The organism is Anaerobacterium chartisolvens (genome assembly GCF_003337415.1).
GTDB classification, from domain to species: domain Bacteria; phylum Bacillota; class Clostridia; order Acetivibrionales; family DSM-27016; genus Anaerobacterium; species Anaerobacterium chartisolvens.
Map to the genome: position 1 here is coordinate 1 of NZ_QPJT01000024.1, position 26,433 is coordinate 26,433.

The window sequence follows — 26,433 nt, forward strand, 5'->3', positions numbered from 1 at the left end:
CCGAGGTTTATCCGCTTGGAGCTTACCGATGAATAGAAAAACGGCGAACAATAAAGTCCGCCATTCATCGTATAAGCTGCAGCAAGCGTTGGGTCACTCCTCAGCGTCGCCCGATTTATGCTGCATTAAAATTATTAACACAAATTTGGTGGATTATTCCATTTACACTAAAAAATATTCACACCCTATTACAGCTATCAATTTTCTTCCCAGAGAAGGTTAAATCGCATTTGCGATAAACCTTGGGGAGCCCTCCGCGGTGGCTCCCCAAACCCCTCATCCGCGGTACTTGCTGAGGATTTTGGGCAAAAACCACCCAAAATCCTCAGCAAGTCAGTTTTGATGGTGAATGGAAGGAAAAAGCACAAAATTATTGACAGACCCTAATCTACCTACAATTCTTATCTCAGGCTCACGTATACATAAGTTCATCAACTTCATATAGAACTCGTCAACATATTTATTTGCGTACTTACTATCTAGCGAATCCTGTTCAGGAGCCAATAGGAAGGTCTTATATTTATCGTCTTCAAATATAGTATTGCAACTACTAATAAGAATTTGACCATTCTTTGATAAAGCACCGAAGTACCAATCCTGCTCTCCTTCAAATTCTTCATAGCCATCTTTTTTATATTGCTCGTTTGGAAACATTGTTACTGTAAATAAATACATAATACTCCCCCGTAAAATTTTTATTCTTCATTAAAATACTCTTTATAGGCTTTTCTATCTTCCTGGTTTAAGCCTTCAGTATCACAGATGAAATAAAATCATGGTATACACTCTATTTTTCCACTAACCTACTTATCATGAACCTACCATTTCCTAAGTATGTAACAAATGCTTTCGATCCGAAGTGGTACAAATTTGGAGATATCTCCGCTTCATGCAACAACTCATGGCCATTAAATACATCCCAAACACTTATTCCTCTTCTTTCAAAATGCTTTTCGTAACCCCTAAGCCCACAAACATCTGGAATCTTTGAAGGAACAATAGAAAATAAGTATTTATCAAATACTAAAAATCCACTAATCCCGTTAAGTCGCTTTATCTCTTTACAAGTATCTATATCAAATATAGACAATGATGGTTCAAACGGAATTTCATCGTCGTTTCCAAATCCCCACACTATTAACTGTGTATCACTTATCCAACAAATAGGCCTATCCCATAATCCATCACACCACGTAATCTCCTTCTTAGATAACCCATTCTCCGACTCCCATATGTTCTCTGAAAGCCATTTTCTAGCATCCCATCTGTACAATACTCCAGCAGGATGCCAAACCCAACCATTATCTATAATCCATCTACTATTTGGTGAAATGCTAAGGCTAGAGTGAAAGTAATCTAAGTATCTATCATCTCTGTTCTTAATATCAAACTTTGGGAGCGTTCTCTTTGTGTATAGTTCCCCGGTAATGGTTGCTTATCTTTCCTGAATTCAGTTTTGTTTCCCAACCCTTTAATAGCTTCTGACTTCAGATGAATTAAAACAATCTCTGGTCTGGCGAAAAATCTGACCGGCGGAGTTATTGTTCCCACGCCATTAGTCACCAGCACTTTTGTGTAATCAGTCTCAATAATTCCAGTTCTATATTTCTGACCATATTTTGACGGTATTAACGGAGCCCATAATCCAAATAACGTAACCTGCCCACCGTGAGTATGTCCACTTAGAACCAGATCAATTTTCTTGGTCTTTATCTTCTCAGCATAATCTGGACTGTGGGACAGAAGCATTACAAAATCATTTTCCTTTACATCATTTATAGTTGGGTTGATGTCCTGTCTGTCTTCAAACATATCGCCAACACCGCCGATTTTAATTCTATCGATACTTTTATTAATCCATGCTGCCCTGTTATCCATGATTTCAATTCCTGCATTTTCCATACACTGCCTTGTTAACTCAGCACTTTCCCAGTGATCATGGTTTCCAAGCACTCCATATTTGCCTATGGCAGCTTTTAAGTTACTAAGTTCCTCAAAGCACGGCTCAATATACTTTGGTTCTCTATGAACGTAGTCTCCACCCAAAAGAACTATATCAGGATTCAGTGCATTAATCCTCTCAACTAAATTATGAACTCTGCTCCTTGAAAAATAAGGCCCATGGTGAATATCAGCTACAAATACAAGCCTGACATCATTGAATGAAGCCGGGATATCTTTGCTAGATATTGTTACTTCTTTAGTCTGGAGCCAGAAAGGCTCAATAAAACTGTAAATCAGTGCTGCAAATCCAAGGATAAAAATATATAAAATAATCCTTTTAGTTTTCCTCACAAAATACCTCACATTCTGTTCATATTTCAATCTATATCTGGAATAAGTTTACCCATTAAATGTCTATTTTCTTTCAGCCAATTCCTTTATTGAGTAAGCCTTACTGCACTTTTCGCAGTTAAAATAATACTTTACCTTGTACCTATTCCCATACATATAAGATACCCCATCCACGCCTCCCCATCTGGAGTAACCTACACCTAGGTTTTTTACTTTCTTTTCTTTCTTCATTTTTTCCCCACAAACAGGACATATCTTCTTTCTAAAGAGAAGGTATATCATTTCAGCACCGGAAAATTTCACACTATATGATTTCCCCATTGGTTCACCTCGTTTGGATATTCAGGATTGTAAACTACTTCTATAATTCTGCCAACACTGAATGAAGGGGGATTTGACCCTACTTTCGAAACAAAAGTAATGACCTCTCCACTTTTCGTCTGAAACTTTACTTCAGGCTTATATATTATGCTCGTATGATTATTATTGTCTTTTGTAATATCTTTTTGTAGGCTTATGACTTCTCCCTGTACTGTAATTGCATTATTCAGAAATAATATTCTATTAAAAGCCATGACTATACCGGACAGAACAAAAATAATGCCAAAAACAAAAAATGCTTTAAATATAATTTTTCTAAAAAGTTTAATATTCTTATCCCGTTTTAATGAGACCCTCACCATTTAAGTCCTCCCTACTTGTCTAAAATCAGGCTTTCAAAGTCCTTTTCACTACCTCTAAAGACATTCAAATCAACAAATCCGGTTATCCCGTCAACTCTACCCCTGTTGTTATACTGCCAGATAACCCATACCCTCTTACCCTGTAGCTTAGGATACTTGAAAATATCTCTAATCCAGATTTTATATTCTTTGAAATCCCCTTGAATATACTTCTCATACGCTTCATAAGTCACATATAAAATAGGTTCTTGCTTATAAGCGTCCGTTATTTGCTGAATAAATACCTTGAGTTCCTTCTGAAAAGGCTCCTTTTCAGGGACGCTTTTAGAATTTCCTCCGAACTCAACATCAATGACAGGAGGAAGGTCACCTCTATCGTTTGGAACAGTATTTATAAAGTTACTTGCCTGGTCTAACCCAGAGCTTCCAAAGGTATAAAAGTGATATGCCCCTCTTTTGAGGCCTACCTTTTTTGCATTTACCCAGTTGTCATTGAAGTACTTGTCCTTATAATCATTGCCCTCGGTTGCCTTGATGTACACGAATTTTAAGGTCTCACCTTTCAGCGCCTCCCAGTTTATGGCTCCCTGATGATTGGATAGATCAATGCCCCGTACTGGGAACTCCTTTATGCTTGGGTTGTTGAACCAAATGTACCCATTATAAATCAAGAATGCTACTATGAATGCAACGATAACCACCGCAGCAGTGATAACAGTTAATTGCTTTTTCATTTCATCACCTTTACCTCTTACCTGCATATTTTACTGCCATATCTCTAATCTCTTCTACGCAATCATACTGGCATTCTTCTGCAATGTCATCTGGGAGAATGTTGTTTTCGCACATAACTTCAACTATGTGACTTCTGCAATATGAGCAGGTCGTGTTTTGTATTTGCTACAAAGATGTCCTCCCGCACCTGTACAAACTGAACTCCACCGAGGTGAAAATCCTTCCCTTCCTTAAACCATTTTCTATATTCCTTTTCGGGCTGCTGCCACCTCTTTGAAAGTGCAAGGATAAATCCCTTACCCCATCCTCCGATATCGTTGCAAATATGAGCAATTATTTTTGTACCTTCCTTATTAAGAGAAGTTGCATCACCTTTTAAAAATACTATGTTTTGATTCATAAAAACTCACTCCACTTAACAATCCTTTTCACCAACGTAATTCTCGCCATAATGGGCTTCAACAACTCGGATTTCTCCAAGAAGATGCCTATTAAATTCATCTAGTTCTTCTGCAGGAATCCATAACTCTTTATGAAGTGATGAACCAACAGTTTTCACTTCAAACCTTGTTATATATACATCATCAACATCAAATTCAGTAACAAAACCAGCATATTCAGGAGGACTTTTGACATTCCACTCCAGGGCTATTTGACGTGCATATTCTATATTTAGAACTGGGTAAAAAATTGGTTGTTCAGCAAGCCTGGGTGGAAATTTAATCATTCCGGATTCCTTTATAAGATTGAGTTCTTTAATTCCAACAGGCCTAAAAAGTTTCATATTCTGCAACCTCACTAATTAAATATTTCTTCACTAAATTTTTTTAAAAACTTCTTCTCTTTTATTTAGATAGTTCTCTATCTCTGCAATATCGTCTAATTCAGATAAAAATCCCCATCCCCAGTCAACAAAAATAAGTTTACAAATTCCAGATAGAGCCTTCAATATTTGTTTTGCAGAATCTATCTGCGCTTCATTACGGATATCTAAAGTCATCCAGATATTCTTAACGAAATTTTGTTCTTTATCAAAATCAAAAAACACAACCACATCGTCAGTATCACCATATGCAAAGGTACTTTTGCAAACTTCCCTGTAACTACTATACCCTGTGTAAACAGAATCAAATTTACTTACTACACCTTTAAGAGATGCAGACAACTTTTCGATGGGAATTTTCAATACATCAAGTGTAATAGGAGATTCGTTCCTAATGTACATATCCGTCCAGCCAATCCCATCCGCTACCTGATGTTTCTCACTAAAGTCATTAATCTTTTCTATTTCTTGTTTACAGTAGTTGTAATTCCGAACAGGTAAAATCTCTATTTGACAATAATCATCTTCATGAAAATAAATACTTTTCATTAATAACTCCTTTACTGAGGCACTAAGCCCTCATACTTCTCTTTTAACTTCCGAGTGATAAATTATTCTTTGATAGTCTGTATCTCTTGTGTCCATATCCCCTAAATAAATCCGCTCATGCTCTGGAACTGCTTCATAAGCTTGTTTAAGCTGCTCTCTAGTTTCATCATCCGGATATATAAGGTACTGATAATAAGCATTTCTGCATTTTTCTAAAGAAGTCTCATTTCCACTTAACTCATTGTAAAAGTCCACAAGCTGTTTGTACTTTTCATTAATGTTCACATGACATTGCAATTCATCTGATAATGTGACTTCACCAAAATTATCAAGTATAATAGTTGTCGGGTTATCAAAACCTGTAAAAAAAGTTCCATCTTCAAATAATTCTTTTATACTTTCCAAATTATAGCTAATTTCAAATTCCGAGTTATAACAGGCTATATTTCCGTCTTCGTATAATACTAAGTTTACTAAGTAGTTTTTGTCATTGCGTTTTATAAATATCGTAAAGCCTTTTCCTTCCTTTGTTTGATACCCGAATTCATTTTTTACATAAAAATCAATTGCTGAAGGAGAGTAACGTATCCTACGCTTTTCTAATAGCTCTGTTTCTTCGTTCGATATTTTATATATGTTATTTAATTTTGGATTAAGCTGCTTAATCACGTTATTAACATATTTATAATAGGTCCTTTTGTCATACTTCCACTTTGCCGATTTGATTTTATAACAACCTAATCCATGTATTGATATATTCTCACCTTCTGGAATCTGTGGAATAAGCCAGTTTATACGCAATTTTTCTTCAAGACTTTTTAAATCTACTAACTCCCAGCAATTAACCATTCCATCTTCATAGACATCTAAATTAATGTAGTAATATTGACCGTTCTTTATAATACCGGGAATCCTTGTGCCCTCTATGGCTTTTTGCCTTTTTATTCTTTGCATAATTGAGCTCCATTTCTGATATATTCCTAAAGTGAAAATCTAAATCTCACAGTTTTTTAACTATCCAACCTTTATATATTTGGGATCTATAAAATCAGCTAGCCACACTTTTTCATTTCCTTTATAAAACTCAATTCCTTCATTCCAAGCATCCCTAGCATTTATAATAAGTAAAGCAGGATGGTCATCTCTCCTTTTACCAACTTGTAGAGCCATATCTGTGCCAACAGCCAGGTGAACATACTGCCTTCCTTTAGGAATCAATCCCTTTTCCTTAATCATTGATAAGAATCGCCTTGTTGTTCCATGGTATAAAACTTCACGTGGCTGCAATGGTTCCTTTATTATCTTCTGAGGAATTGAATGCCCGTACAACGCTCTTATTCTTTCGCCCTCTACTTCAAATCTCTTCTTATCACAGTTTTCCACCACATAAATAATATCTTTAATATCTAACTCAGACCATTTCTTTTCCTCATGGAACGAGTATAGTAGTTGCTCAATATTTACCCACCCATGTTCATCAAGCTCCAGCTCATATTCCCATGGCGCATGCCTTAATGCATAAGACATCGCTTTGCTTAATCTTGTATAATCCATTTGTCATCAACATTCCTAAAAACATCATTTTTATCCACTATATTCCATCAGCTTATTAATTAATGGATGCTCCATTCAAGCTCGCGGTAGAACTCTGAATCCTCTCCATAAATTTGCCTTAGCCTTAAAACCGCTAAATTATAAGCTTCACTTATTAAATATCCCTCCAAAAGCCTTCTAGCCCATAGGCAGTATAAGGCACAACAAACCTGATTACATACATGACCGTGAGTAACAAGTGATTGTAAATGCGCATCATCAGTAAGTTCTTCATCTGAACCTTTATGCCAAAGTGCCAAGGGTAGAAATCTCATTAGAGAACCATTTCCTTTTCCCTCTGGAATTATATTACCGGATTCATAGGGAGACTTTCCATTTCTATATGCAATTAATGATCTGGCTGTTTGATTCCCTACGTCGAAAACTTTGTTATCCACTGCCCATAATCCGCAATCGTACCATTTTAGAAGTCTTGAGGCGAAATCATTTATATCCATTCTCCCACATGAAAGTAATGAGTCAAGAAGGCATAGCGCTTGTGCTCCATCGTCTGACCATGTACCTTGTAATACACTAGGGTGTGATCTCATAAAATTCAGAGGTGGTTGATATTCAATTCGTTCAAATTCTGGCAAATCTTCAGGTTCATTGAATTCATAAGGAACCCCCAGAGCGTCACCAATTAATAATCCCCATAAACCGCCTAATATTCTATCTTTTATTGTCATTACCTTTACTCCTTCACACCTAACGTTGGAATTACATTATTTAAGCAAAGCCTGCTCAAATACTCTTATCTTGGCTTTATCTGCAGAGTTATCATATATTGCAAACACAATTTTATCAAAAAGTAATTTATAGCCATCTTCAACCAATACCTTTCTAAAGTATTCTGCAACGTCCTCTGCTTTGTTCCTAAATACCCCACAACCGTATGCACCTAAAACTATGGCCCTATTATTATTTAAGGCAGCAATTAACAGAATCTTTTTAATTCTATTAATCATTACACTATGAATTTTTTCTATGTTTCCTTTTTCACGTTCCCGTACAACTCCAGCATTAACCGCAGGTGCTGTAATAAATGATACAAGGGACGCTTCATTGAGCAATTTGTTATTGTCATCCCTGAAAATCGGCACTTTAGGTGAGTAAATCATGTAATCAGAATAAAGGCAAGTCTTAATGCCCCAATTATAGTCATACATTTCTTTCATTTGAGAAATACATGGATAAAGGCCTGATGATCTTGCTAGACTTTCTTCCTGAGCTTGACTACCGCTTAAGAAACCGCCGCCTGGATTTTTAGCAGATGCAAAATTTAAACATACAACTTCATCGAACCCTTCATCTGCAACAAGTCTTCTTGCTGCACTTATTGTTGTCTCATCAGTTATCTCAATATTAGACATTTTAGGTTCTTTTTCATTTCTGATTTTCTCATGTTCATTCTCGATATTTGCAAAAGTATCAGGCTTATACAGTACAGTGCTGTTTATTGCAATTTTTAGGTCTTCTTTTATATCTACTGTTGCCCCTTTATGGTTTGTATAGAAACCTGATTCTAATATCTTCAATGTTTCAAGAGCAACCTTAGCTCTAACATCTCTATTTTGTGAATTATTCATTGTTAATACCTCCAACAAAACCACTAACTCTCATTTTTGAGAAGATCGTCCCTTAACTGTGTTAGTACTTCACCCAACCAGTTCTTTCCTCTCCATGTCCTTCTGTCTTTAATCCTTGGGTCGTCTTCCGAAAGACCTACACCCCAAATACGATCTACTGGACTTGCTTCCACAATAGTTCCTTTAGTTTCAAAGAGTTTTTGTTTTAGTTCAGGATTTTGTGAAAACTTAGCATAGTTGCCGTCATATACAATCTTTTTGCAGTTACTCTCCCACACTTCTTGCTGAAAGTTTTTTACCTTACGACCAAGAGCCTTATGCTGTGAAGGCATTTTCGCTTTCAGAATTTTTTGTGATATTTCCTCATCCCCAAATAATACGGCTTTCATATACATCATGTATTGTTCAGCACAGTTAAACTCAATTCCATTAATATTGAATTTCGCCATGTACCATTGTGAAAAAGGCGAATGTGATTTCCAGAAATAAGTGAACTTTTCCATCAAATTATTCCTCACTTTCTTGCTATAGGGTTCTCCAACTATGGTTAAATCTATATAATTTTGAGGGCCTATGTCCAGCATCCTTCGTAAATTGGTTTGTTTCAACTACCATATCTGCAATCTTTCTTCTAAACGCAGCAGCAAGAAGTTCTTTACCAAGTATAACCTCGTAGACTTGCTGCAACTCTGATAAAGTGAATAGTTCCGGCATCAGGTTAAATGCTATATCCGTGTACTCAATCTTATTCTTAAGCCTCTCAATTCCATATTCAATAATTTTAGCATGGTCAAAGGCAATTCCATTTGATTCTACTACCTCTCTTGATGTCTGTATTACCCTTCCCTCAACTATTTCAACTACTTTTACAGTTGTAGATAAGGCGTAAGTATCGTTCCAAAGATTAATTGAATACTGCTTTTCAGCGATATATCCTTTTTCAGTAATTGTTTTCTTTTCCTGAGTTATGTTATATCTAATATTGAACCATTTAGCATCATCTGCATCATCTCCTGCAACAATATTTAATTTGGCGCTATCTGCAAGAGCCATATACGAGCAACTGATTACTCTTGTTCTAGGATCTCTGCCAACATCTCCCCAAGTATATAATTGCTCCATATAAACATTATCAACATTTGTTTCAGTTTTAAGTTCTCTTAGCGCGGCATCTTCTACGCTTTCCTGCATAGATACAAAGCCTCCAGGTAGTGCCCATTGTCCCATAAAGGGGTGGTCTCCTCTTTTTACCATAAGAAGTTTTAGCGCTTTTTCCGGAAGCTTTCGATAATTTTCTTCCTCTTCGTTTACAACAGTAAAAATCAACATATCTACGGTAACAGACGGCCTTTCAAACATACTTGCGTCGTATTTTTCCAGAAACTCTTCCTCTGTTAAACCTTGTCTGTTTCTCAATATCTCTTTCAAGTTATCACCTATCCTATATAGAAAAGTAAAATAGCGTTCTTAAAAATTTGTTTTTAATAATATGTTTTTAACAATTTGTTATTATCATAATATCAGGATTTAATTTCCATGTCAATATCAATTTTATGGTTGAATTAAGTAATAGAAAACATCTCCAAACAAAAGATGTAGGCCAAAAACATTATTGGGGCATATAACAAAAGCAGCTAATGTACACATTCTTCACACTCGCTGCTTTCAATATCCTTATTTATTCGATGTATTTCAAGGTATTATCTTATAGATACTCCATAAAATTTAAGCTTTTTCTCAACATCATCCCGGATTCCAGGCGCAACCCGTAGCTCTAACCAGATACGTTCCTTCTCTTTGATACAGGTCAATGCACAAATGTTATCGTCTATCTTGATACAACAAGTGCAATAATGCATGAAATCTACGCGATCGAACATCTCTATTTCAGATACTTTTCGGACAAAGCATTCATATTCCTCTGGTGTGCACTCTTTCTTGCCAGACACGATACCCTTTATTGCTTTGCTTTTTCCACCAATACTTTCATCATGCCATCGGTCTACATCATGTAGGTTGAAAAGAAATAAATTGTCACAAGGTAAAATCTCATTGCCATACTTCCCGGCACGTTTTTGTGGTAATACTAACCCCTCACTAAGCAGACTGTTAATTGTCTTGGCAATTTTTTCTGAAACAAGTGTTATTCTTTCATATGCGTATAAGCTGCATGAATATGTACAACCATCAATAAAACCACCCGCGCAATCTATTCCTCCATCGATGCCTATTTCAGGAAAGCGTTCAGCCATTTTAGAATTTATATAAGCTGCATATTCAAATATAAATCCAGGACCACATCCAAAATCAATAGTAAAATGTTGAACTTTCATATTATTGATAAGTGCTTTATCATTGAAAACTAACCCCTCGGGTTCATAGTTCTCAACTACCTGCTCCTTACCAAAAGAAATTTCAAAGCTTACACCCAAGTCTGGTCCAAAATAAAGAGGACTAACTGTAGGATTCTTGTAATTATATACCCGCTCCTCCGCTCCAGGACGAGTTTTAGATATGTTATATAAATCTTTGCGCACCTCATGATAGAGTTTGTCAGGATGAATACAATTAGTATTAATAAAAAATGATTGAGTAGAAGGTCTTTCAAGAATCTCGCAGAGTTTGTCTATATCATCAGATTTATAACTTTCATTCCTATATTCTAAACTCTTTGAAGAGTTTTTTTGACCTTCAGAAAACGAAAGAGAAATATCCGAACTGCGATCAATTATTTTTAAGTTAATAAAATACCTCAGAACCTCAGATACCAACTCTCGCTGAGGAACTACAATATTATAAGTTGTAGATGAACCATCAATTTCATATCCTTTCCAATATGTGAACAATCAAACCATCTCCTTTTTAATGAATACAGGACAGTTATTTTCTCCTGCATTTATGTCATTGTGTATTCTCTCACAGATTGCCCTGCACCCACGGCAAACATTTAAACAACTGCAGCTTTTGCAGTTTCCATAAATACATTCCTCACCTTTTCTAAGCTTTTCAAGGTCGGGTGAATTTATCCAATATTCCATTATATCCTGCTCCTCTGAAACCAAGCTCATATGACTGCATGGTTTAAATCTGCCACTTGGATCTATCATCATGAATCTACGTCCAGCACCACACCCACAGTTGATAGTATTTATTTGATTGCCGTAAAGGTGGCACAGAATATTTGAGAAGGCAGAATCAATTTTGATTTTTATGCCGCTGATCTTTCTAATCACAGCCACAAGAAAGTTAAAAGCCTCATTAGTCAGTACATACTTCCCATAATCCTCCCTCATCGAAGGCTTATACCGCAAAATATTGATATTGTCAGCCTTCAGTCTTTTAGCATAAGTGACTACGTTTTCAAAGTCATGCACATTATCCATTCTTGCAACCCAGTTTATCCCGAATAACACATTACTCCCAGCTAGTATATCAAGCGCTGAAATTGCTTTATCAAATCCATCACGAGAGTTTGAATTTATTTCTTTTGTAGACCCATTCAGTGATACCTGTATATGGTTGACACCGGACACTTTCAGATCTTCAAGCAGTTCTACTGTCAGTCCATAGCCACTTGTAGTTATTGTACATGCCATTCCGCATGATGTTACCTTTTTTACGAATGTAGGTAAATTCTTAACTAACAAAGGCTCACCGCCACCCAAAGCTATTTGAAATACCCCTAAAGCTTTTGCCTGGTCTATTATACTAGAGAATACTTCAAAAGACATTTCCGTATCCTGTGAAGTATCTTTATAGCAATGTGGGCATTTTAGTGGACAAACTGTAGTTAAATCAATATGTATAGACTCGGGAGCAGCAAAGGATCTCAAGGGTGCACTGACATTTTCTGTTTTTTCAATTTCTTTAAGCAAGCTCTGCATTTCATATCCTGATATATCTGTAGGTGCTAATTCAAGGTCAATTAATCTGGATATAAACTCATTTTGAAGTCCAGTTTCGAGGTAAGCTTTTAAGCTATATAGTTCATTACTAGAAATAGCAGCAGTAATACCATTATCAGCATTAAATACCATCAACGTGCTGGGTTCAGCTCGGCAAATCATAGATATCCCTTCTTCTTTTTGCAAATTCTATATCTTATATACTTTTTCTTCTTTCCCAGCATATAAACTCTTGATTAATCGTCGATGACATAGAATCAATATACTTTTGAAAATCAAAACCATCAAACTTTGAAACTCTTTCATACACTTCGTTGTAGCCTTCTGCCTCAGAAGGAATGAGAACCCCTTTCCCTTCTTTGAAAAGCACAAGAAAAACGTCATCAGCAAATGGACCTTGATCAGTTGTTATAACTGATATCTTAATAATTTCATCCCAGAGAGCTGACTCAATTGACCCATTTGCATGTTCAACACTTAATCCTTCATCATTACAGAAAGCCTTTGACTTGTGTGTTTTTTCGTTATCCACAGTTTGTTTTGTTCCGTTTCCTTCAGATTGATTATTTGCCTTCTCTACATTCTTATTTCCACTAAACAAATTTCTAAAATATCTGAACATACTACACCTTCTCTCAAATTTTACACATCTAAAAAGTTCACAACTATTTAGTGAAATCCCTTAAAACCCTATCCCATTCTTCGATATATCTTTGTTTCCTTACCCTGAACCAAACAGGAAACTCTATACAACAAGGACCTTCGCCTTCCATAATATATACATAGTCTCTTTTATCCCATATCAATATTTGCCAGGATTGCTCTAAATCATCAAAGGGTCTATCTATAGTGCCTAGTGGAATATTTGCAATTTTCATAGTTTCAAGGTCTTTTTCAGCATGATCCCACCACGGAAATGATGCAAGCAATCCATACATTGGGCTAACATAATAAAGATGATATCCAAATGCTCCTCTTTGCTGTACCAGAATACTAAAGTCTTCTATTAGGGGAAATTCCCTCAAGTCTAATTTAACAAGTTCTTGTGAGTAATTATTGCTTGATAGTTTTATTTGTCTTTCATTCTTGTATACCTTTTTTGAACTCATTGTTTCCACCTATAAAAATGTTTATTAATAATCTGTTGCCAATTACGCTTAACTACATCAGCTACCAATCTACACTTATCACACTAATATTTAGCAATTATAATGGTTTTCCGTTTAAGATTTCTTTAGCAAAATCTAAAAGTACTATGTTTTGTTTTCTCTGAAATAATCATCTGCTATTTTTGTCAATTCGCGTCTTATCTTATCGTCATTTATAAGAAAATCAATAAAGAACTGCTCAACTTCTTTATCCCTATAGCAGGAAAGGTATTTCATAACACTTTCCCACATAAATAAATATCTTTCGGATTTTCCCAGCTTTAAAGCAAGTTTCTTAGCTCTATTCTTATCCTTTACAGTTAATGCATTAAAAGTCATATCTAAATCATCTTCGTAATCTCTTCTTTTAAGCGTAAGTAATTCCTCAATTCTTTCATCGGATAAATCTCCAGCCATTTGAATAGAAGCCAGTCCTTCTACAGTTGGAAAACACTTGGCCTTTTGATTGAATTCATCTGCCCATACATAATTATCCCATATGTCATTAATTAGTGCCAAGTATTCCTCAACACCTTTGGTGTCAGGCTTTATCGACTTCATAAAGTTGTCATAAACCTTTTTCCTTATACTTCTGTCGATGTCATCAGCATTTATACTATAACCACCAAACATAGCAAATTCCTTATTCTCCTGTACATATCTTGCCCAACCGTTCATGGGTACAATTGTCATACAGCTAAATTCTTTATCTTCTAAAAGGCAGGCAGTCGCTCTATGGTGTCCATCTAATAATGCACAAAGGTATCCGTCTATGTATATAGCTAATCCACACAATGTTTCGCCATCTCGTAATTTTTCCCTGTAGAACTCAACCTGTTTCTCATTGAAACATTTTGGTGTTTGAGTAGGTAACAAATAAGCAGGATAACCCGCAGAAACATGAAATTTATAATATGTATCGCAGGTGCTCCATAAGCTCTTAGGTTTATTTTTAACATCCCAAAAGAAACCGCCTACACCATTTGTAGGATATAAGTTAATCTTAGATACCATATAAATATTTTCTTCCAGCAACCTTAAAATAGGGGTTATTTCAAATACGTTTTCTTCTAATGTTGCATTGTTGCCTCTTATACTTTTTATCATCTCTAATGTTTTGGGATCAACAGTATCAATTCCATACCCCGCAGAGATAAGCTTTTCACACGTTGGGCAGCAATAATCATCTTCGTGCCACTTTACTAAAGGTATATCATTTAATAAAAGAAATTTCTTTACTAAACCCTTTTCGGTTTTACCATTTACCAATTTCAGTTTTCCCAGCCCCGATTCTATATAAAACAAAATGGCTTCACTATCCCATGGTACATCTTTGGATGCAATATGTTTTAATATATTAATCGTCGGTGATTCTGAAAATAATCTATCAAATATTTTCATTAATGAGTTTTATCCTCCTTTAAATTGATCCCAACTCTCCAAAGTAAATATTACATATCACTTTAGCGAGTATTTATAATGCTCCCACAGGCGAGATCCACGGAGTTTATCTACCAATAGCATACCACTTTTATTATAAAGTGAAGGCTGCTTATTCAGTCTATACACAAATTAATCATCAGAAGCTTTAAAATTATAGATCGGTCTAACTATCTTGCTGATTTCAACAGAATCCTGAATGTTAGCAATGATCTCATCCATAGACTTATAGGCAAATGGGGCCTCATCCAGAGTATCTATGGACAGCGAGGTTGTATAAATACCATCCATTGATTTTTTAAACTCCTCTAATGAAAGGCTACGCTTTGCTTGCTTTCTGCTCATCAACCGCCCAGCACCATGAGGCGCAGATTGGTTCCAGTCAGCATTACCCTTTCCTGTTGCAATAATGCTTCCATCCCTCATGTTTATAGGAATAATTACGACTTCACCTTTTTTTGCAGATATGGCCCCTTTTCTCAGAATCATTTCATCGAGATCGATATAGTTATGTATAGTCGTAAAACTATCTGCCACATTAAAGCCCATTTCACAGATAATCACCTCAGCTATAGCCATCCTGTTGTATTCGGCAAATTTCTGAGCAATACGCATATCAAAGATGTAGTTATCAAAGGTTTGACCTTCGACATAAGCCAGGGCACTGTTCATTTTGGTTTTTCCCTTTTCTATTTCTGCCTGGATTTCTTTAGCTCTTCCTTGTGACTTTAATTCAACAATAATTGAGTCATTACTTTTCCTAATAATCTCTTTTGCTGCTCTGTCCTGATAATATTCGGCAATTTGTTTTCCTAAATACCGACTACCCGAATGCACTACCAAATATATATTTTCATTCTCATCTTCATTTATTTCAATGAAGTGATTCCCCCCTCCCAGGGTGCCAATGCTTAAAGATGCCCTTTTCAGGTCAACGTGTTCCTTACATTTTAAGATGTCAAGGTCTATAAGCTCCTTGTATTCATGCGGTGTTTCACGAACATCAAATCCACTTGGAACATAGCTTCTTATAACCTTATCAAGCTTATCAAAATCAACCTTTGTTTTTTCGAGCATGCTGACAAACATCCCGCAGCCAATATCAACGCCAACCAGATTAGGGACAATCTTATCTTTTATGGTCATGGTTGTTCCAATCGTACATCCTGCACCTGCATGAGTATCAGGCATGATCCTGATCCGACTACCTTGCACAAACTCCTGACTGCAAAGCTCCAGTATTTGTTCAGCTGCCTTTTCTTCCACATTATCAGTAAACACTTTAGCAGTATTATATTTTCCTTTGATTTCTATCATAACCTCACCTCTTATATCACAAATCTCCATTGCTAAAAATTAATTAATAGCAAAGGAGACTGCTAACACTATATTTATAATCTCATATTCAGCATTTTTTGTCACCGACTTTATTAGACAGCAGAGTATTTAGCTGTTCAAGCAGGCTGCCCCCGCCAGTTAGTGAAACATTGCCGATTTTCTCGCAAATTTTCTCCAGGAACTCGAGCTCTTTCAGCCTGTAAAGCGTCTGGTTTTCCTCCATTAGCTTTGCAGTATTTAAAAGGCTCCTTGTTGAGGCAATTTCTTCCCTTCTGGTAATAACATTTGCCTGTGCTTTCTTTTCAGCTATCAGTACAGTATTCAATATATCCTTTACATCTCCAGGCAATATGATATCCTTGACACCGGCAAATAGGAATTCTACACCGAAACTACCGCTTTTCTCCTTCAATTTCTCAAGGACATAACTTCCGATTTCCTGTTTTTTCAAAAGAAGATCATCAAGCTTCAAGGCTCCCACATACTCTCTCAAAATTAACTGCAGAACTATATAAAGCTGTTCCTCAAAGGATTTTATTTCAACAACCTTTAACGGATCTATTATCCTGTAATGGCACACAAAATTTAAGCGTAATGTGATTTTATCCTCCGTCATAATTTCCTGACCGGTCATATCTAACTGTTGTTGCCTCAAATCTACATTCTTTACTGCAACATGCACAGGACTTTTCCAAAAGAAATACCTTCCAGGTTCCAAAGTTTTCTGTATTACATTGTTATAGTAAAGGATGCCTTTTTCATGATTCCCCACTTCATAGAAGCCCACATAAGTCGCAAGTTTAGGACTATTGTAAATGGAAGCATCAATATCCGGTTTTACTTCAGGATTTCTGATGTCCACAACAATGAAATCATGCTTTTTGAGAACATTCCAGTATGCATATTTACCTGATTTAAGTACATCCACAAGCTTACCATCTTCAAAATGAATGGCAATCTCATTATCCTGGACATCAATCACTGTAAGCTCCTTTGAAAGCTCCTGGTCTCCAAGGAACAGATTTATATTTTTACCTGCTGCATCAAAAGCTTTATTTACATCAGACACAACAGCACTATATTTTATAAATGGATTGAGAGAGTGCTTTCCAGGCTTCAAGCATTTAATATAGTTTCCGTCCTGAACAATAAACCTCTTTCATCATTTTTAATATTTACCTTCATTTTGACCCATCCTTTCGATAAACTAATAATTTTTGAACCTTTTTCAAGAATCCTCCCGTAACATCGGCGGAGTGCTGCTTGAGGATATTACTCACAGATCGTTATACATGGCTGCATCTAAAATTTCAGGTTTGCCTGATTACTTTTGATGCAGGATCATGCACAAGGATAGGCTTGTCATATCCGGTATCCGCACACTTCAGAGCTTAAGTTCTGGTGCTTTTGCAAAATATCTACAAAAGCCTGAGGATTCTCTCCAAAGATTCCTGTGAATTTCATCGGTTAACAGCCGATTGCTAAACCATAGCACTCAGATTCTAAGTCTGATGGGGATTCGAACCCCTTTTCCATTGCCTTATGCTCTACCGCTGAGCTAATTACTTTACAGTAATGGAGGAATCGAACCTCCGACACTAAGGTTTTTGAGTTCCAACTTTCCAGGCATACCTTTTATAATAAAAATAAAAGGCACCGCGAGACCATTTAAAAATCTCTACATAAGGAACAGGAACAATATTAGTATACGGGAATAAATTGCCAGTTAACAGACAAAAAGTTTGCAACCTTTGTCTTGTTGCAAACTTTCTAATCATTATATAAACTTATAGATTTTTTTACTCTTTTTACAATCTCATCAGAAATTCTTTGTGGAGAAACAACTCTCACATAGGGTCCCAGTGAAATAATACTTCGTATGAGGTTTTCCTCTTCAAACAAATAATAATTGAGCCGTATTTCATATTTATTTTTCCCTAAGTCTCTCGAAGTCCTCTCCATTCCAGAAAAGCACATAAAGCACCTTTCCATAGCTGCCTTTTTATCTGTTACCTCCAAAATCACCGGTTCTTCTGAATATTTTTGTTCAAACAACAACTTTTTCGCAGTTTCTCTATCTATATTTACTTCTTCATCTACTATTCTGACATCTGACAAGGTAAAAATGTTAGCCATTATAGGACGATTATCATCCAAAGAGTACATAGAGACTCGGAATCGCGCATCCCTCATGGAGTACTCAATACTGACAGGCAACGCTAACTTATTACTGTAAACATTACCTTTCTTATCAGTATTGCTATATCTTATGGGGCGTTCTTGTATGAGTGCATCCAGTATAAGCCTGAAGTTCTTTTCATAGAGCTCCTGCTGAGTAATTTCCGGCAATTTTATTATATTGGTCATTTCAAAATATTCATCTTTTATAGGGGAATCAAAGTCGCAAAGTTCCATTTGAAGTTTCCCAATTGTTTGACTACTTAGAAGCATTCTTATTTCATCTTTCTCCAGAACTGCCTTAAGCCAAGCTTTTTCAAGTTTTGTAAACCTAACCGGAACAGGTGGCTGGTCATTCCGCTTCGCTTCATTGGCTGGCCGCTCTGTTTCACTCCGCTGCTCGCTATGCATCCTACTCGCCATGCATCCCGGTTTCCCCGCCTTTTCTATAGAAGGATAGAACATACCTTCCTTTTCAGTTAAAAGGTTTAGATTCTCACCTTCATTACATCTATTTAAAATAATGTCTGCAAAGGATTGTTGATTCTTCCCGATAACCTTCTGCTCAAATTCTCATTCATCGATTAACTTTAATATTTCGCCTTTCGCTTTCCCATCTGCACATTCATTGATGATTCTGAATACCAACTGAAAGTACCTATTTTTCACTTCATTAAACAATTCCATAGGCTAAAAGCATCTCCTTCCAGTCGTTCAGAAGTCTTTCTGCAAGTTCTGCACTCTCCAAGACCCTAACATACCCAGCGTATCCTCTGATCCAAGGGATAATTTCACCGCTGTCATTGACCTGCAGGCTCACGTGATAGCGTCCATTTTCAATTTTCTCCAAGGTTCCATTGGGAGCTTCGCTCATGATTTTTTCTACAATATACCGTTCATTCTGTTCATCAATAATAACTTCAAGCTTTACATTCTCAGGTTCTTTCCCCTCATCAAGTGATACGCTGGACCAACTGCAACACATCAGCTTTGTATATTCTTCATCAAAGTCCGATCTTTGGAATGCTTCCTCTAAGATTTCTACGTTTTCTATTCTATCAAGTCTTGATACTATACACTTGCCATAATTATTGAAAGAGATCAAATAAAATCTCCCATGTCGCACATCATACCTTATTTTATATGGACTTAAAACCTTACTGCTGTTACGATTGTCTTGGTTCTTTGGCGAATGATAATACAGCTTTACTTTGCTTCTCTGATGAATAGCCTTCAAAATCTCCCATAACACCTGTTCTTCTATTACCGGATGAAAATGTACATGCCTGTAGTTAAAGAAGTTGATATCTTTACTGTTAATTTTCCGCTCATAGCGCATATAATCCTTGAGGGTTTGATCAAGGTAGTAGCCTGCTGTTACAGGAAACATAATGTTTTTATACAAACTGACTGCAGTATGTAATTCTACAAGTTCATCATTATTAAGTGTCTGGAGTATATCCGGAGATATAGAATAGTATTTTGTCCTCTTTACTACTTTGCATGACAGAATACCAATGCTTTCACGCATTTCTGCAAGCTTTCTTTCAATGGTCTTACTGCTGATTTTGTCAAAAGATATCAGGCCTTCATCATTCAGTCCATTTTCTATAGTACTTAGTGAGCAGGAAATGCTTTTTGCCTGAATATACATTAAAATATGAAAGTAGGTCAATATATCCGTCCTTGTAAAACTCTTGGTCATGTATGTATTTATAAGAAAATTATCGGTATGTCTCATGAAATCATATGATAGACTCAAGAGCTTATACCGACCATCTTTTTCAAACTTGATATACTTCTCTTCGACATACTGCTGAATACGACGCATTTCATAGCTGACTTTCCTTGAACTGACATTTCTTTTGTTCTCCAGCCCGTCTCTCGAAAAACATCCATAAAGGAAGCAATCTCTAAGAATATCCCGTATTATGTTGTAATTCTTGATAAAGTCGTTAAACATTCAATATCCCTCACAAAATATATGTCCTAATTCTATCATAAGCAATATTGTAACAGAATTAAACCATAAAAAATACAAAAGGTAGATTTGCCAATCCTGAGCAATTAATTTTGAGCTTTATACCACCAAATGTCCTCTCTTTTCTGCAAGCATAATTGTAGCTTCTATACCTGAATTAAACTGAAGATAATCACTTTCAATACCGTCACTGAATATCACTCCACTCTCAGGCATTTGGGATAATATCTTTAATGGACAGCCTTTAGTTACCTTTCCAAAAACGATATCTGCTTTTGAAGTTCTGCTTGGGAAAGGCTCACGCACAGAAAAATACAAATAATCTATATTCCACTCAAGCTTTCTTTCCTGCTGCATCTTGATTTTTTTATCAGAAATTCTGTTTACAATATTTGTAGCACCTGCAAGTATACTTTTTAGCCACCCAGTTGAACCAAGTCCCGTGGATACTATCACTCCACTTGAAGATTGGTATTCATGCCTATCTCCAAGCTGAATATGATATCTTGAGGACACATGTGTCCTCTGACCGATGAACAGATCATTAACAGCGTAAATAGTCTGACCATCATTTAGTATCGCCTTCGCCATGGAAACCTCTTTGACTTGTCTCCTCATCTTGAAAACATCCTGAATGACCAGCTTCAAGTCAGCAACCTTAAATGGAAGCAGTACGCCATCCCATCTGGCAGGGTCAGGGTTAACTCCAATCAGCAACTGGTTTGTAAGATACTTTAATGTATTTGCCACAAGCCCATCCTGACCCACAACCACTACAATATCATTATCACCGAATATGAAATTGGAAACATATTCCCTGTCAACAACCTGAACCCTGCCAAGCGACTCCAATTCGCTGTGCGCTTCAGATACGACCTTCTTATATTGTTCATCTTCAGTAATATAATCTGAAAAATCACTGCCAAGATGTTCAATATAAAACTTGGCCTGAGCTATGGTATTATACCTAGTAATCAAATCTTCAAGCCGTGTTTTTCGTTTTATAAGGACTATTTTATTCTCTGTCAGTCTGTCCATAATCATTTTGTTCCTTTTAGAAGTTCTTGTAGAAGATCAGGTGAAATATTTAGCTGTCCTATTTTCTCAGCATTTTCAGCTAATCCTTGGAAAGCCATTGCAATTAATTTGTTTGGCTGCATGTTCATATTGGCTAGTGATTGAATAACATTTGGTTCTATACCTTCCAAAGCTTTCATTACTGCTGACAATTCATAAGCCTTTGCATCAGCTTCTGCTTTAGCATTTTGCACAGTTATCTCAATAAGACTCTTTTTCTTCTCTTCCAGAGATGTATCAAAGTTCATTTGTTCTTCTTTTAATTGGTTTTGTTTTTGTTGGACTGCCCTCTCAGCTTCCAATTGTGTTTCCCGGACTTGCTTTTTCTTGTTTTCTATCGCAATTTCAGTATTAAACTCGTTTTCCTTAACACGCCTTTCTTGCTCGATTGAAGCATTTCGCCTTTCATATAGAGCTTCGTCCGCTTTCTTTAAAATTTGTTCCCTTGCCTGTGCCTCCAAGGCTCTTGCAGTCTCCTTATTCGGGAGTATTGCAAGTATGGAAAGTCCCAATATTTCAATACCTAGAAGACTTACTTCTTCATTCTGCTTGATTTCATTAATAATACCTTGTGCCAGCTTTTCACTGGATTTGACTGCATCTCCAAGCTGTAGACTTTCAAGATGCTTCTTTGTTAGTACTCTGACGATATTAATAACTCTTTGTGGCAGTTTTTGAGGATCATCAGACACATAGCCTCTCCGCTTTATATCATAGGTATAATTAAGAAGCTGAGCGATATTTTTTTGATCCACAATCCTAAAAGTTACTTGTCCTTGTACCGTAACAGTCTGAAAATCAGATGTAACCTCTTCAAAGATAAACGGCGCATCTACACTGCCTACAGGGACAACAACAATTGAAGTTGTAGGTGCATAGTAATAAAACGAGACACCTGAGCCTTCCTTTACAATTTTGCCGTTTCTGTACTTCAATACATATTCTGTAGGCTGAAATTTGATAAACCTAAAACCGAACATAGTAGACCCCCTTTTATTAATCACATATTTTTTCAATTACAACAATACATGTACTATCTGGCAGCCTTGCCGGATTTCTATCAGTATCAAAGAATTCAATTTTCTGTGACAAGGCTATTGTATAGCCGTCTTGCAGAAAATGCTTGAACTCTATTATTTTAGCCTCTTTGCCTAACACAGAAAGTATAAATTCCTTAAATCCGCTTGGAGTAAAGTATCCAAACTGCTCGTTCACCTCATGGACGTATGACTTTTCTCCCCATGTATAGGTATATAAAAATTCCATTGCATCGTTTATCGGCATTAGCATCTCATTCTGTCCAACTACAGTGTACTCAATCCCCCTACCCTTGAAGTCCTTTGCATACCTCTCAAGGAATTGCATTCCCTCCTCTGATAGAAACTTTATGATTCTTTTTTCACATTCCGGCTCTGTCATAATACCATCACGTATAATAATCCTCCCACCAGCCGGCAGAACCTCAAATACACTTTTGAATGCAGCAGCTAATGTTTCATGATTAAACTTTCTTCCGTTGTATTCGATATAGGAGAACAGTTCATGCAGGATAGAACAGAAGATTACCGTATCGACACTCCCTATTTCAATATACTCACCTAAATTAAGGGCATCTCCGTATAACACATCCCATTTCCTGTTTTCCAAATGCTTTTTCTTTTTCAAGCTATCCAGTACATTCTGTGCAATATCGACTCCTAAAACCTTTTTCTCCGGATACCTTTCCTCTATAAGGTCCATCAGGGCTCCGCCTCCCGGACCAATATCAATAATACTGGTGCCACTGATGTAATCAAGTATGACTTTCTTGTAGTCTATAGTCTGATTCATAGTTGCAAGATATTTCTCTTCTTCATAAAAGCGGTCATATTTATCCTTTCTCAGGCCGAACAGGTCAAATAGCAGGATGATGGCACTTTCATACAACACATCGGATTTCTCAGCCTCAATACAGAATTCGATAAGCTTTGTGCCGGCCGCTGAAAACCTGAAAGAAAAAAACACAGTATCATCCAAGCTTTCATGGAAGGTTACCTCATGCGCAACGTGCAGGTTATCTTTATAGCTTCCTTCCAATATATCCTGTATTGTGATATCCGCAAGATACTTTTCAATGATCCGTTTTTTATAAATATTAACTCGTTTCTTCCCTTCATGCTGGTAGTAAATAGCCTTCATCAACCATTCAAAGCTGATATGTTTAGCTTTGAATAAATTTACTTCCTGCGTAATGAGCAGAAATGCCTTTATAAATTCTTCAAATGAAAAATCAAATAGCGCAGCCTCCACATACCATAAATCAGCCATTTCAAGCAACTTAGTTATTTTTTCTATGATCCTCGGATCAAAAAGAATCTTTTCATATTCTGCATCAAAATTCTCGCCGTTACTAATAGATACAGCTCTTAAACGACTTATTCTTTCCTTGACCTCATACTGTTTATCAAACTTCCCTTTTATAACATATCCGATTACCTCGCACACCTGTTTGCTTATATCTGTCCATATACCTTCATCAACTGCAGTCACAATACAATAATTGAGTGCCTTTAATATTTCTTTCAACTCGGTAGCTGACATTTTATTGTCTTCAACAAGTTGGTAGAGTGGTTTGTTATCCGTAAGTGGCACCTCTCCTCTTATGTACTGTCCTATCAAGCCATGAGTTTGAATAAGGTTGTGTACTATCCTCTTGATTTCAGGGTTTGATTCTTCAGATTGCTCTAGATAGATTTCTGCAGAGCCAATATTATGGGCAAAGAGGTTGAACCCTTTATTTATCCACTGTTTCCTTTGATGCGCAAGCCCAGATTTGGCAACCTCAGACCATTTTAATGTCTCTTCAATTATATAGGCTTGGTCCTCACTTAGCTTCAAGGTTGCAAGTGCTTTAAGTGTTTTTTCTACATAGTTTAGTACGTAATTATTTCTCATTTCCTCAAGGGAGTTAAGACGTTCAAGATTGATATTGCTCTCTGATGTTAATGCTAGATACTTGAGCCATTTTTCGCTTTTAAGCACCTTCAGATCGCCATTCTTTATTCTTTCTATAGCTGTTAAAGATTTCAATGTAACACCTCACCACGTATACGTTCTATGGCAAATGCCAGTATTTTAGCATGATCGAAGGCAATTCCCTTCGTATCCAGAATATCACATTTCACATTTTTGTTATACAATGAATCAGTTGCTACCCTATCAAGCGTAGCAGTAAGCTTAGTATTTTCATTTGTTAGTACAAGGCTGTATTGCTCTTGTGTTGTATTTCCATTTATTATTTCTTGTGTGGATGTATCGAGTTTCATATATTGAATATCAAACCACTGCGCATCAATGGCATCCTCACCAAATTGCATTTGAAGATTTTTCCCCTCAGTCAATGCTATAAAGGAACAAGAAACAATCCAACCTCTAGGATCGCGTTTCGGTTCACTGAACACTTGGAGTTGTGACAGGCAAACTTCCGATATTCCCGCTTCTTCCTGTAGTTCACGATATGCTGCTTGTTCTACTGATTCGCCAGGTTTTACAAAACCACCAGGCAAAGCCCAATTATTCATGTATGGGTGTTCCCCACGTTTTATCAGAAGAACAGAAAGTCGTTTCTCAGATAAATCATTACACTCATTCATCTCACCATTATTTAAAGCAAATACAGCTATATCAGCTGCAAGAGATGGCCTTTGATAATCTTCAATTCTATATGCCTTTAAAAACTCTTTTTCACCTTCAGAACGTTGATCTGCCTTATTAAAAAGTTCCGTTAGCTCTACTTTTGACTTATCTGAATAAAATAGCGGAATAACACCATTGATATAATCCGCACCTCGTTTTGTCAGGAAAATCCTGTTTCCCTTTATTTCCATTAGCCCTTCCTGTGTAGCAAACTCAACTTCATTCTTAAAATGCTCTAAAAATGAAACACCAAATCTATTATGAAACGCTTCCAAATCTACAAATCCAAAATAAAAAGCAACTGATACCATTTTAGCTATAGATTCTTCCTTCGGTAATCTATAAATGTCCTGTACTGGGAATTGATTATTTTCTATTTTATTTTGATATTTTGCTAACTGCTTACTTGCAGCACCTTCATTATATGCCAGGTAATCCATTCCAAACGATTGCGCCCCCAGTCCCATTCCCACATAGGGAATTCCATTAATCACACGCTTTGTCAGGTAATCGCTTGTTCCGTAATCATCTTTTACTTTACTGAATGTATTTTTACCCTCATTTGCCATATAGCCATTTTCAAGCAATATTTCATATGCCAAACGATACTGACATATTATCTTATACAAAGATACCCCGTCTGCTTCCTTTTCTAATTTTGTTCCTTTGTAACGGTTACGGTACAGTGTTATGTATTCAGGGTTTAAGGAAATTGCATAACGAATTGTATTTTCGAATTCCTCATTACTTTGATGTAGAAAGCCATACATAAGATCAATATTGAATTGCTTAAACCCAGCTTTTCTAATATTTTGCGTGGCTTGTTCATATATATGGGTTGTTCCTTCTCTTCCCAACTCGTTTAGCAGTTTTTCAGAAACGGTTTGAATACCCATACTAATTCTTTTATATCCCATCTCATAAACTTCTAAAATTTTTTCAGGTTCTTTAGCAGCAATAACCGGGGTTGTCTCTATACTGAAAATAACATTATCTTGTATGTTAAATGAATTTGTAATAGCTTCTGTAATTTTCTTCAAATTGCCTGCTGACAATTTTGTTGGAGTTCCCCCTCCCATATCAAATCCTACAATTTTTTTGTCCTTCAATATCGCCTTATACATTTGAATCTCTTTTAGAAGCAACGAAACATATAGATCCTCAGTACATATATCAACATCCTGCAATACAGCATATTCACAAAAATTGCATCTTACCTTGCAAAATGGTATATGTACATAGAGACTCAATTCGTCTGCCTTTGCCCATTCCGAAGTCAGAAAATTTTGTATTTGCGATGGGTCATTAATACGATATTCCATAAATGATTTTGGAGTCAAAGGATATGCTGTATTTGCATAGTGATGATACAACAGTCCATTTTCAAATATTAGATTTGCGTTCATATTCGTCCACCTTCTTCT

At 36.4% G+C, this 26,433-nt stretch carries 28 protein-coding genes; all 28 read right to left on the reverse strand.

Annotated features, from left to right (window positions below; all coding sequences use genetic code 11):
* Window positions 1-333: 333 nt before the first annotated feature.
* The 28 genes from DFR58_RS16935 to DFR58_RS17070 all read right to left on the reverse strand — a co-directional run bounded on the left by DFR58_RS16935 (window position 334) and on the right by DFR58_RS17070 (window position 26,415).
* Window positions 334-675 (reverse strand): DUF2310 family Zn-ribbon-containing protein, encoded by a 342-nt coding sequence (locus tag DFR58_RS16935; RefSeq protein WP_114299045.1) that lies wholly within the window; start codon window positions 673-675, stop codon window positions 334-336.
* Between the two features lie 112 nt (window positions 676-787).
* Window positions 788-1,273 (reverse strand): hypothetical protein, encoded by a 486-nt coding sequence (locus tag DFR58_RS16940; protein WP_114299046.1) that lies wholly within the window; start codon window positions 1,271-1,273, stop codon window positions 788-790.
* 83 nt (window positions 1,274-1,356) lie between these two features.
* Window positions 1,357-2,295: a metallophosphoesterase gene (locus tag DFR58_RS16945; protein WP_114299047.1), complete on the reverse strand. Its 939-nt coding sequence runs from the start codon at window positions 2,293-2,295 to the stop codon at window positions 1,357-1,359.
* Between the two features lie 63 nt (window positions 2,296-2,358).
* Window positions 2,359-2,616, reverse strand: coding sequence for a hypothetical protein (locus DFR58_RS16950; protein ID WP_114299048.1), 258 nt, complete (start codon window positions 2,614-2,616; stop codon window positions 2,359-2,361).
* Window positions 2,595-2,978 carry a DUF3592 domain-containing protein gene (locus tag DFR58_RS16955; protein ID WP_114299049.1) on the reverse strand — a complete coding sequence of 128 codons (384 nt, stop codon included), beginning with the start codon at window positions 2,976-2,978 and terminating at the stop codon, window positions 2,595-2,597. The genes DFR58_RS16950 and DFR58_RS16955 overlap by 22 nt, the downstream gene beginning before the upstream one ends.
* A gap of 11 nt (window positions 2,979-2,989) precedes the next feature.
* Complete coding sequence (locus DFR58_RS16960; protein ID WP_114299050.1) at window positions 2,990-3,739, reverse strand: glycoside hydrolase family 25 protein; 750 nt, start codon at window positions 3,737-3,739, stop codon at window positions 2,990-2,992.
* Window positions 3,740-3,831: 92 nt separating this feature from the next.
* A complete protein-coding gene (locus DFR58_RS16965) occupies window positions 3,832-4,113 on the reverse strand; it encodes a macro domain-containing protein (RefSeq protein ID WP_114299051.1) in 282 nt (93 codons plus the stop codon).
* Between the two features lie 15 nt (window positions 4,114-4,128).
* Window positions 4,129-4,497 carry an ADP-ribosylation/crystallin J1 gene (locus DFR58_RS16970; RefSeq protein ID WP_114299052.1) on the reverse strand — a complete coding sequence of 123 codons (369 nt, stop codon included), beginning with the start codon at window positions 4,495-4,497 and terminating at the stop codon, window positions 4,129-4,131.
* Between the two features lie 33 nt (window positions 4,498-4,530).
* A complete protein-coding gene (locus DFR58_RS16975) occupies window positions 4,531-5,085 on the reverse strand; it encodes a hypothetical protein (protein WP_114299053.1) in 555 nt (184 codons plus the stop codon).
* Window positions 5,086-5,115: 30 nt separating this feature from the next.
* Complete coding sequence (locus DFR58_RS16980; protein WP_114299054.1) at window positions 5,116-6,039, reverse strand: DUF7638 domain-containing protein; 924 nt, start codon at window positions 6,037-6,039, stop codon at window positions 5,116-5,118.
* 60 nt (window positions 6,040-6,099) lie between these two features.
* The gene (locus DFR58_RS16985; RefSeq protein WP_114299055.1) at window positions 6,100-6,639 is read right to left on the reverse strand and encodes an RNA 2'-phosphotransferase; all 540 of its coding nucleotides are present in this window, start codon (window positions 6,637-6,639) and stop codon (window positions 6,100-6,102) included.
* A 59-nt stretch (window positions 6,640-6,698) separates the two neighbouring features.
* Window positions 6,699-7,367: an ADP-ribosylglycohydrolase family protein gene (locus tag DFR58_RS16990; protein WP_114299056.1), complete on the reverse strand. Its 669-nt coding sequence runs from the start codon at window positions 7,365-7,367 to the stop codon at window positions 6,699-6,701.
* Window positions 7,368-7,403: 36 nt separating this feature from the next.
* Window positions 7,404-8,267: a TIGR02452 family protein gene (locus tag DFR58_RS16995; protein WP_114299057.1), complete on the reverse strand. Its 864-nt coding sequence runs from the start codon at window positions 8,265-8,267 to the stop codon at window positions 7,404-7,406.
* A gap of 23 nt (window positions 8,268-8,290) precedes the next feature.
* A complete protein-coding gene (locus DFR58_RS17000) occupies window positions 8,291-8,851 on the reverse strand; it encodes an NADAR family protein (RefSeq protein WP_242987692.1) in 561 nt (186 codons plus the stop codon).
* Window positions 8,793-9,695: an NUDIX hydrolase gene (locus DFR58_RS17005; protein ID WP_242987693.1), complete on the reverse strand. Its 903-nt coding sequence runs from the start codon at window positions 9,693-9,695 to the stop codon at window positions 8,793-8,795. Before DFR58_RS17005 ends, DFR58_RS17000 begins: the two co-directional genes overlap by 59 nt.
* A gap of 272 nt (window positions 9,696-9,967) precedes the next feature.
* A complete protein-coding gene (locus DFR58_RS17010) occupies window positions 9,968-11,113 on the reverse strand; it encodes a hypothetical protein (protein WP_114299059.1) in 1,146 nt (381 codons plus the stop codon).
* Entirely contained in the window at window positions 11,114-12,304 is a 1,191-nt protein-coding gene (locus tag DFR58_RS17015; RefSeq protein ID WP_242987706.1) for a radical SAM/SPASM domain-containing protein, read from the reverse strand.
* A gap of 64 nt (window positions 12,305-12,368) precedes the next feature.
* Complete coding sequence (locus DFR58_RS17020; RefSeq protein ID WP_114299061.1) at window positions 12,369-12,794, reverse strand: hypothetical protein; 426 nt, start codon at window positions 12,792-12,794, stop codon at window positions 12,369-12,371.
* A 43-nt stretch (window positions 12,795-12,837) separates the two neighbouring features.
* A complete protein-coding gene (locus DFR58_RS17025; RefSeq protein ID WP_114299062.1) occupies window positions 12,838-13,281 on the reverse strand; it encodes a hypothetical protein in 444 nt (147 codons plus the stop codon).
* 144 nt (window positions 13,282-13,425) lie between these two features.
* A complete protein-coding gene (locus tag DFR58_RS17030; protein WP_114299063.1) occupies window positions 13,426-14,721 on the reverse strand; it encodes a hypothetical protein in 1,296 nt (431 codons plus the stop codon).
* A gap of 171 nt (window positions 14,722-14,892) precedes the next feature.
* Window positions 14,893-16,077, reverse strand: a complete 1,185-nt coding sequence (locus tag DFR58_RS17035; RefSeq protein WP_114299064.1) for an RtcB family protein — start codon at window positions 16,075-16,077, stop codon at window positions 14,893-14,895.
* 88 nt (window positions 16,078-16,165) lie between these two features.
* The gene (locus DFR58_RS17040) at window positions 16,166-17,218 is read right to left on the reverse strand and encodes a slipin family protein (RefSeq protein WP_242987695.1); all 1,053 of its coding nucleotides are present in this window, start codon (window positions 17,216-17,218) and stop codon (window positions 16,166-16,168) included.
* 650 nt (window positions 17,219-17,868) lie between these two features.
* Window positions 17,869-18,741: a WYL domain-containing protein gene (locus DFR58_RS17045; protein ID WP_242987697.1), complete on the reverse strand. Its 873-nt coding sequence runs from the start codon at window positions 18,739-18,741 to the stop codon at window positions 17,869-17,871.
* Between the two features lie 208 nt (window positions 18,742-18,949).
* Window positions 18,950-20,239: a WYL domain-containing protein gene (locus DFR58_RS17050; protein WP_114299065.1), complete on the reverse strand. Its 1,290-nt coding sequence runs from the start codon at window positions 20,237-20,239 to the stop codon at window positions 18,950-18,952.
* Window positions 20,240-20,356: 117 nt separating this feature from the next.
* Entirely contained in the window at window positions 20,357-21,295 is a 939-nt protein-coding gene (locus tag DFR58_RS17055; protein WP_207659265.1) for a diacylglycerol kinase catalytic domain-containing protein, read from the reverse strand.
* A 2-nt stretch (window positions 21,296-21,297) separates the two neighbouring features.
* A complete protein-coding gene (locus tag DFR58_RS17060; protein ID WP_114299066.1) occupies window positions 21,298-22,314 on the reverse strand; it encodes an SPFH domain-containing protein in 1,017 nt (338 codons plus the stop codon).
* Window positions 22,315-22,330: 16 nt separating this feature from the next.
* Window positions 22,331-24,403, reverse strand: coding sequence for a class I SAM-dependent methyltransferase (locus DFR58_RS17065; RefSeq protein WP_114299067.1), 2,073 nt, complete (start codon window positions 24,401-24,403; stop codon window positions 22,331-22,333).
* Window positions 24,400-26,415, reverse strand: a complete 2,016-nt coding sequence (locus DFR58_RS17070) for a radical SAM protein (protein ID WP_114299068.1) — start codon at window positions 26,413-26,415, stop codon at window positions 24,400-24,402. The genes DFR58_RS17065 and DFR58_RS17070 overlap by 4 nt, the downstream gene beginning before the upstream one ends.
* Window positions 26,416-26,433 lie beyond the last annotated feature (18 nt).

Coding starts and splice junctions, on each gene's coding strand:
- DFR58_RS17035 (WP_114299064.1), bottom strand. CDS start 16,077: ATGATAGAAATCAAAGGAAAATATAATACTGCTAAAGTGTTTACTGAT.
- DFR58_RS16995 (WP_114299057.1), bottom strand. CDS start 8,267: ATGAATAATTCACAAAATAGAGATGTTAGAGCTAAGGTTGCTCTTGAA.
- DFR58_RS16985 (WP_114299055.1), bottom strand. CDS start 6,639: ATGGATTATACAAGATTAAGCAAAGCGATGTCTTATGCATTAAGGCAT.
- DFR58_RS17055 (WP_207659265.1), bottom strand. CDS start 21,295: ATGGACAGACTGACAGAGAATAAAATAGTCCTTATAAAACGAAAAACA.
- DFR58_RS16960 (WP_114299050.1), bottom strand. CDS start 3,739: ATGCAGGTAAGAGGTAAAGGTGATGAAATGAAAAAGCAATTAACTGTT.
- DFR58_RS17000 (WP_242987692.1), bottom strand. CDS start 8,851: ATGCTGGACATAGGCCCTCAAAATTATATAGATTTAACCATAGTTGGA.
- DFR58_RS16935 (WP_114299045.1), bottom strand. CDS start 675: ATGTATTTATTTACAGTAACAATGTTTCCAAACGAGCAATATAAAAAA.
- DFR58_RS17060 (WP_114299066.1), bottom strand. CDS start 22,314: ATGTTCGGTTTTAGGTTTATCAAATTTCAGCCTACAGAATATGTATTG.
- DFR58_RS16990 (WP_114299056.1), bottom strand. CDS start 7,367: ATGACAATAAAAGATAGAATATTAGGCGGTTTATGGGGATTATTAATT.
- DFR58_RS16975 (WP_114299053.1), bottom strand. CDS start 5,085: ATGAAAAGTATTTATTTTCATGAAGATGATTATTGTCAAATAGAGATT.
- DFR58_RS16950 (WP_114299048.1), bottom strand. CDS start 2,616: ATGGGGAAATCATATAGTGTGAAATTTTCCGGTGCTGAAATGATATAC.
- DFR58_RS16970 (WP_114299052.1), bottom strand. CDS start 4,497: ATGAAACTTTTTAGGCCTGTTGGAATTAAAGAACTCAATCTTATAAAG.
- DFR58_RS17045 (WP_242987697.1), bottom strand. CDS start 18,741: ATGTTCTATCCTTCTATAGAAAAGGCGGGGAAACCGGGATGCATGGCG.
- DFR58_RS16965 (WP_114299051.1), bottom strand. CDS start 4,113: ATGAATCAAAACATAGTATTTTTAAAAGGTGATGCAACTTCTCTTAAT.
- DFR58_RS16980 (WP_114299054.1), bottom strand. CDS start 6,039: ATGCAAAGAATAAAAAGGCAAAAAGCCATAGAGGGCACAAGGATTCCC.
- DFR58_RS17015 (WP_242987706.1), bottom strand. CDS start 12,304: ATGGTATTTAATGCTGATAATGGTATTACTGCTGCTATTTCTAGTAAT.
- DFR58_RS17070 (WP_114299068.1), bottom strand. CDS start 26,415: ATGAACGCAAATCTAATATTTGAAAATGGACTGTTGTATCATCACTAT.
- DFR58_RS17030 (WP_114299063.1), bottom strand. CDS start 14,721: ATGAAAATATTTGATAGATTATTTTCAGAATCACCGACGATTAATATA.
- DFR58_RS16955 (WP_114299049.1), bottom strand. CDS start 2,978: ATGGTGAGGGTCTCATTAAAACGGGATAAGAATATTAAACTTTTTAGA.
- DFR58_RS17020 (WP_114299061.1), bottom strand. CDS start 12,794: ATGTTCAGATATTTTAGAAATTTGTTTAGTGGAAATAAGAATGTAGAG.
- DFR58_RS17025 (WP_114299062.1), bottom strand. CDS start 13,281: ATGAGTTCAAAAAAGGTATACAAGAATGAAAGACAAATAAAACTATCA.
- DFR58_RS17050 (WP_114299065.1), bottom strand. CDS start 20,239: ATGTTTAACGACTTTATCAAGAATTACAACATAATACGGGATATTCTT.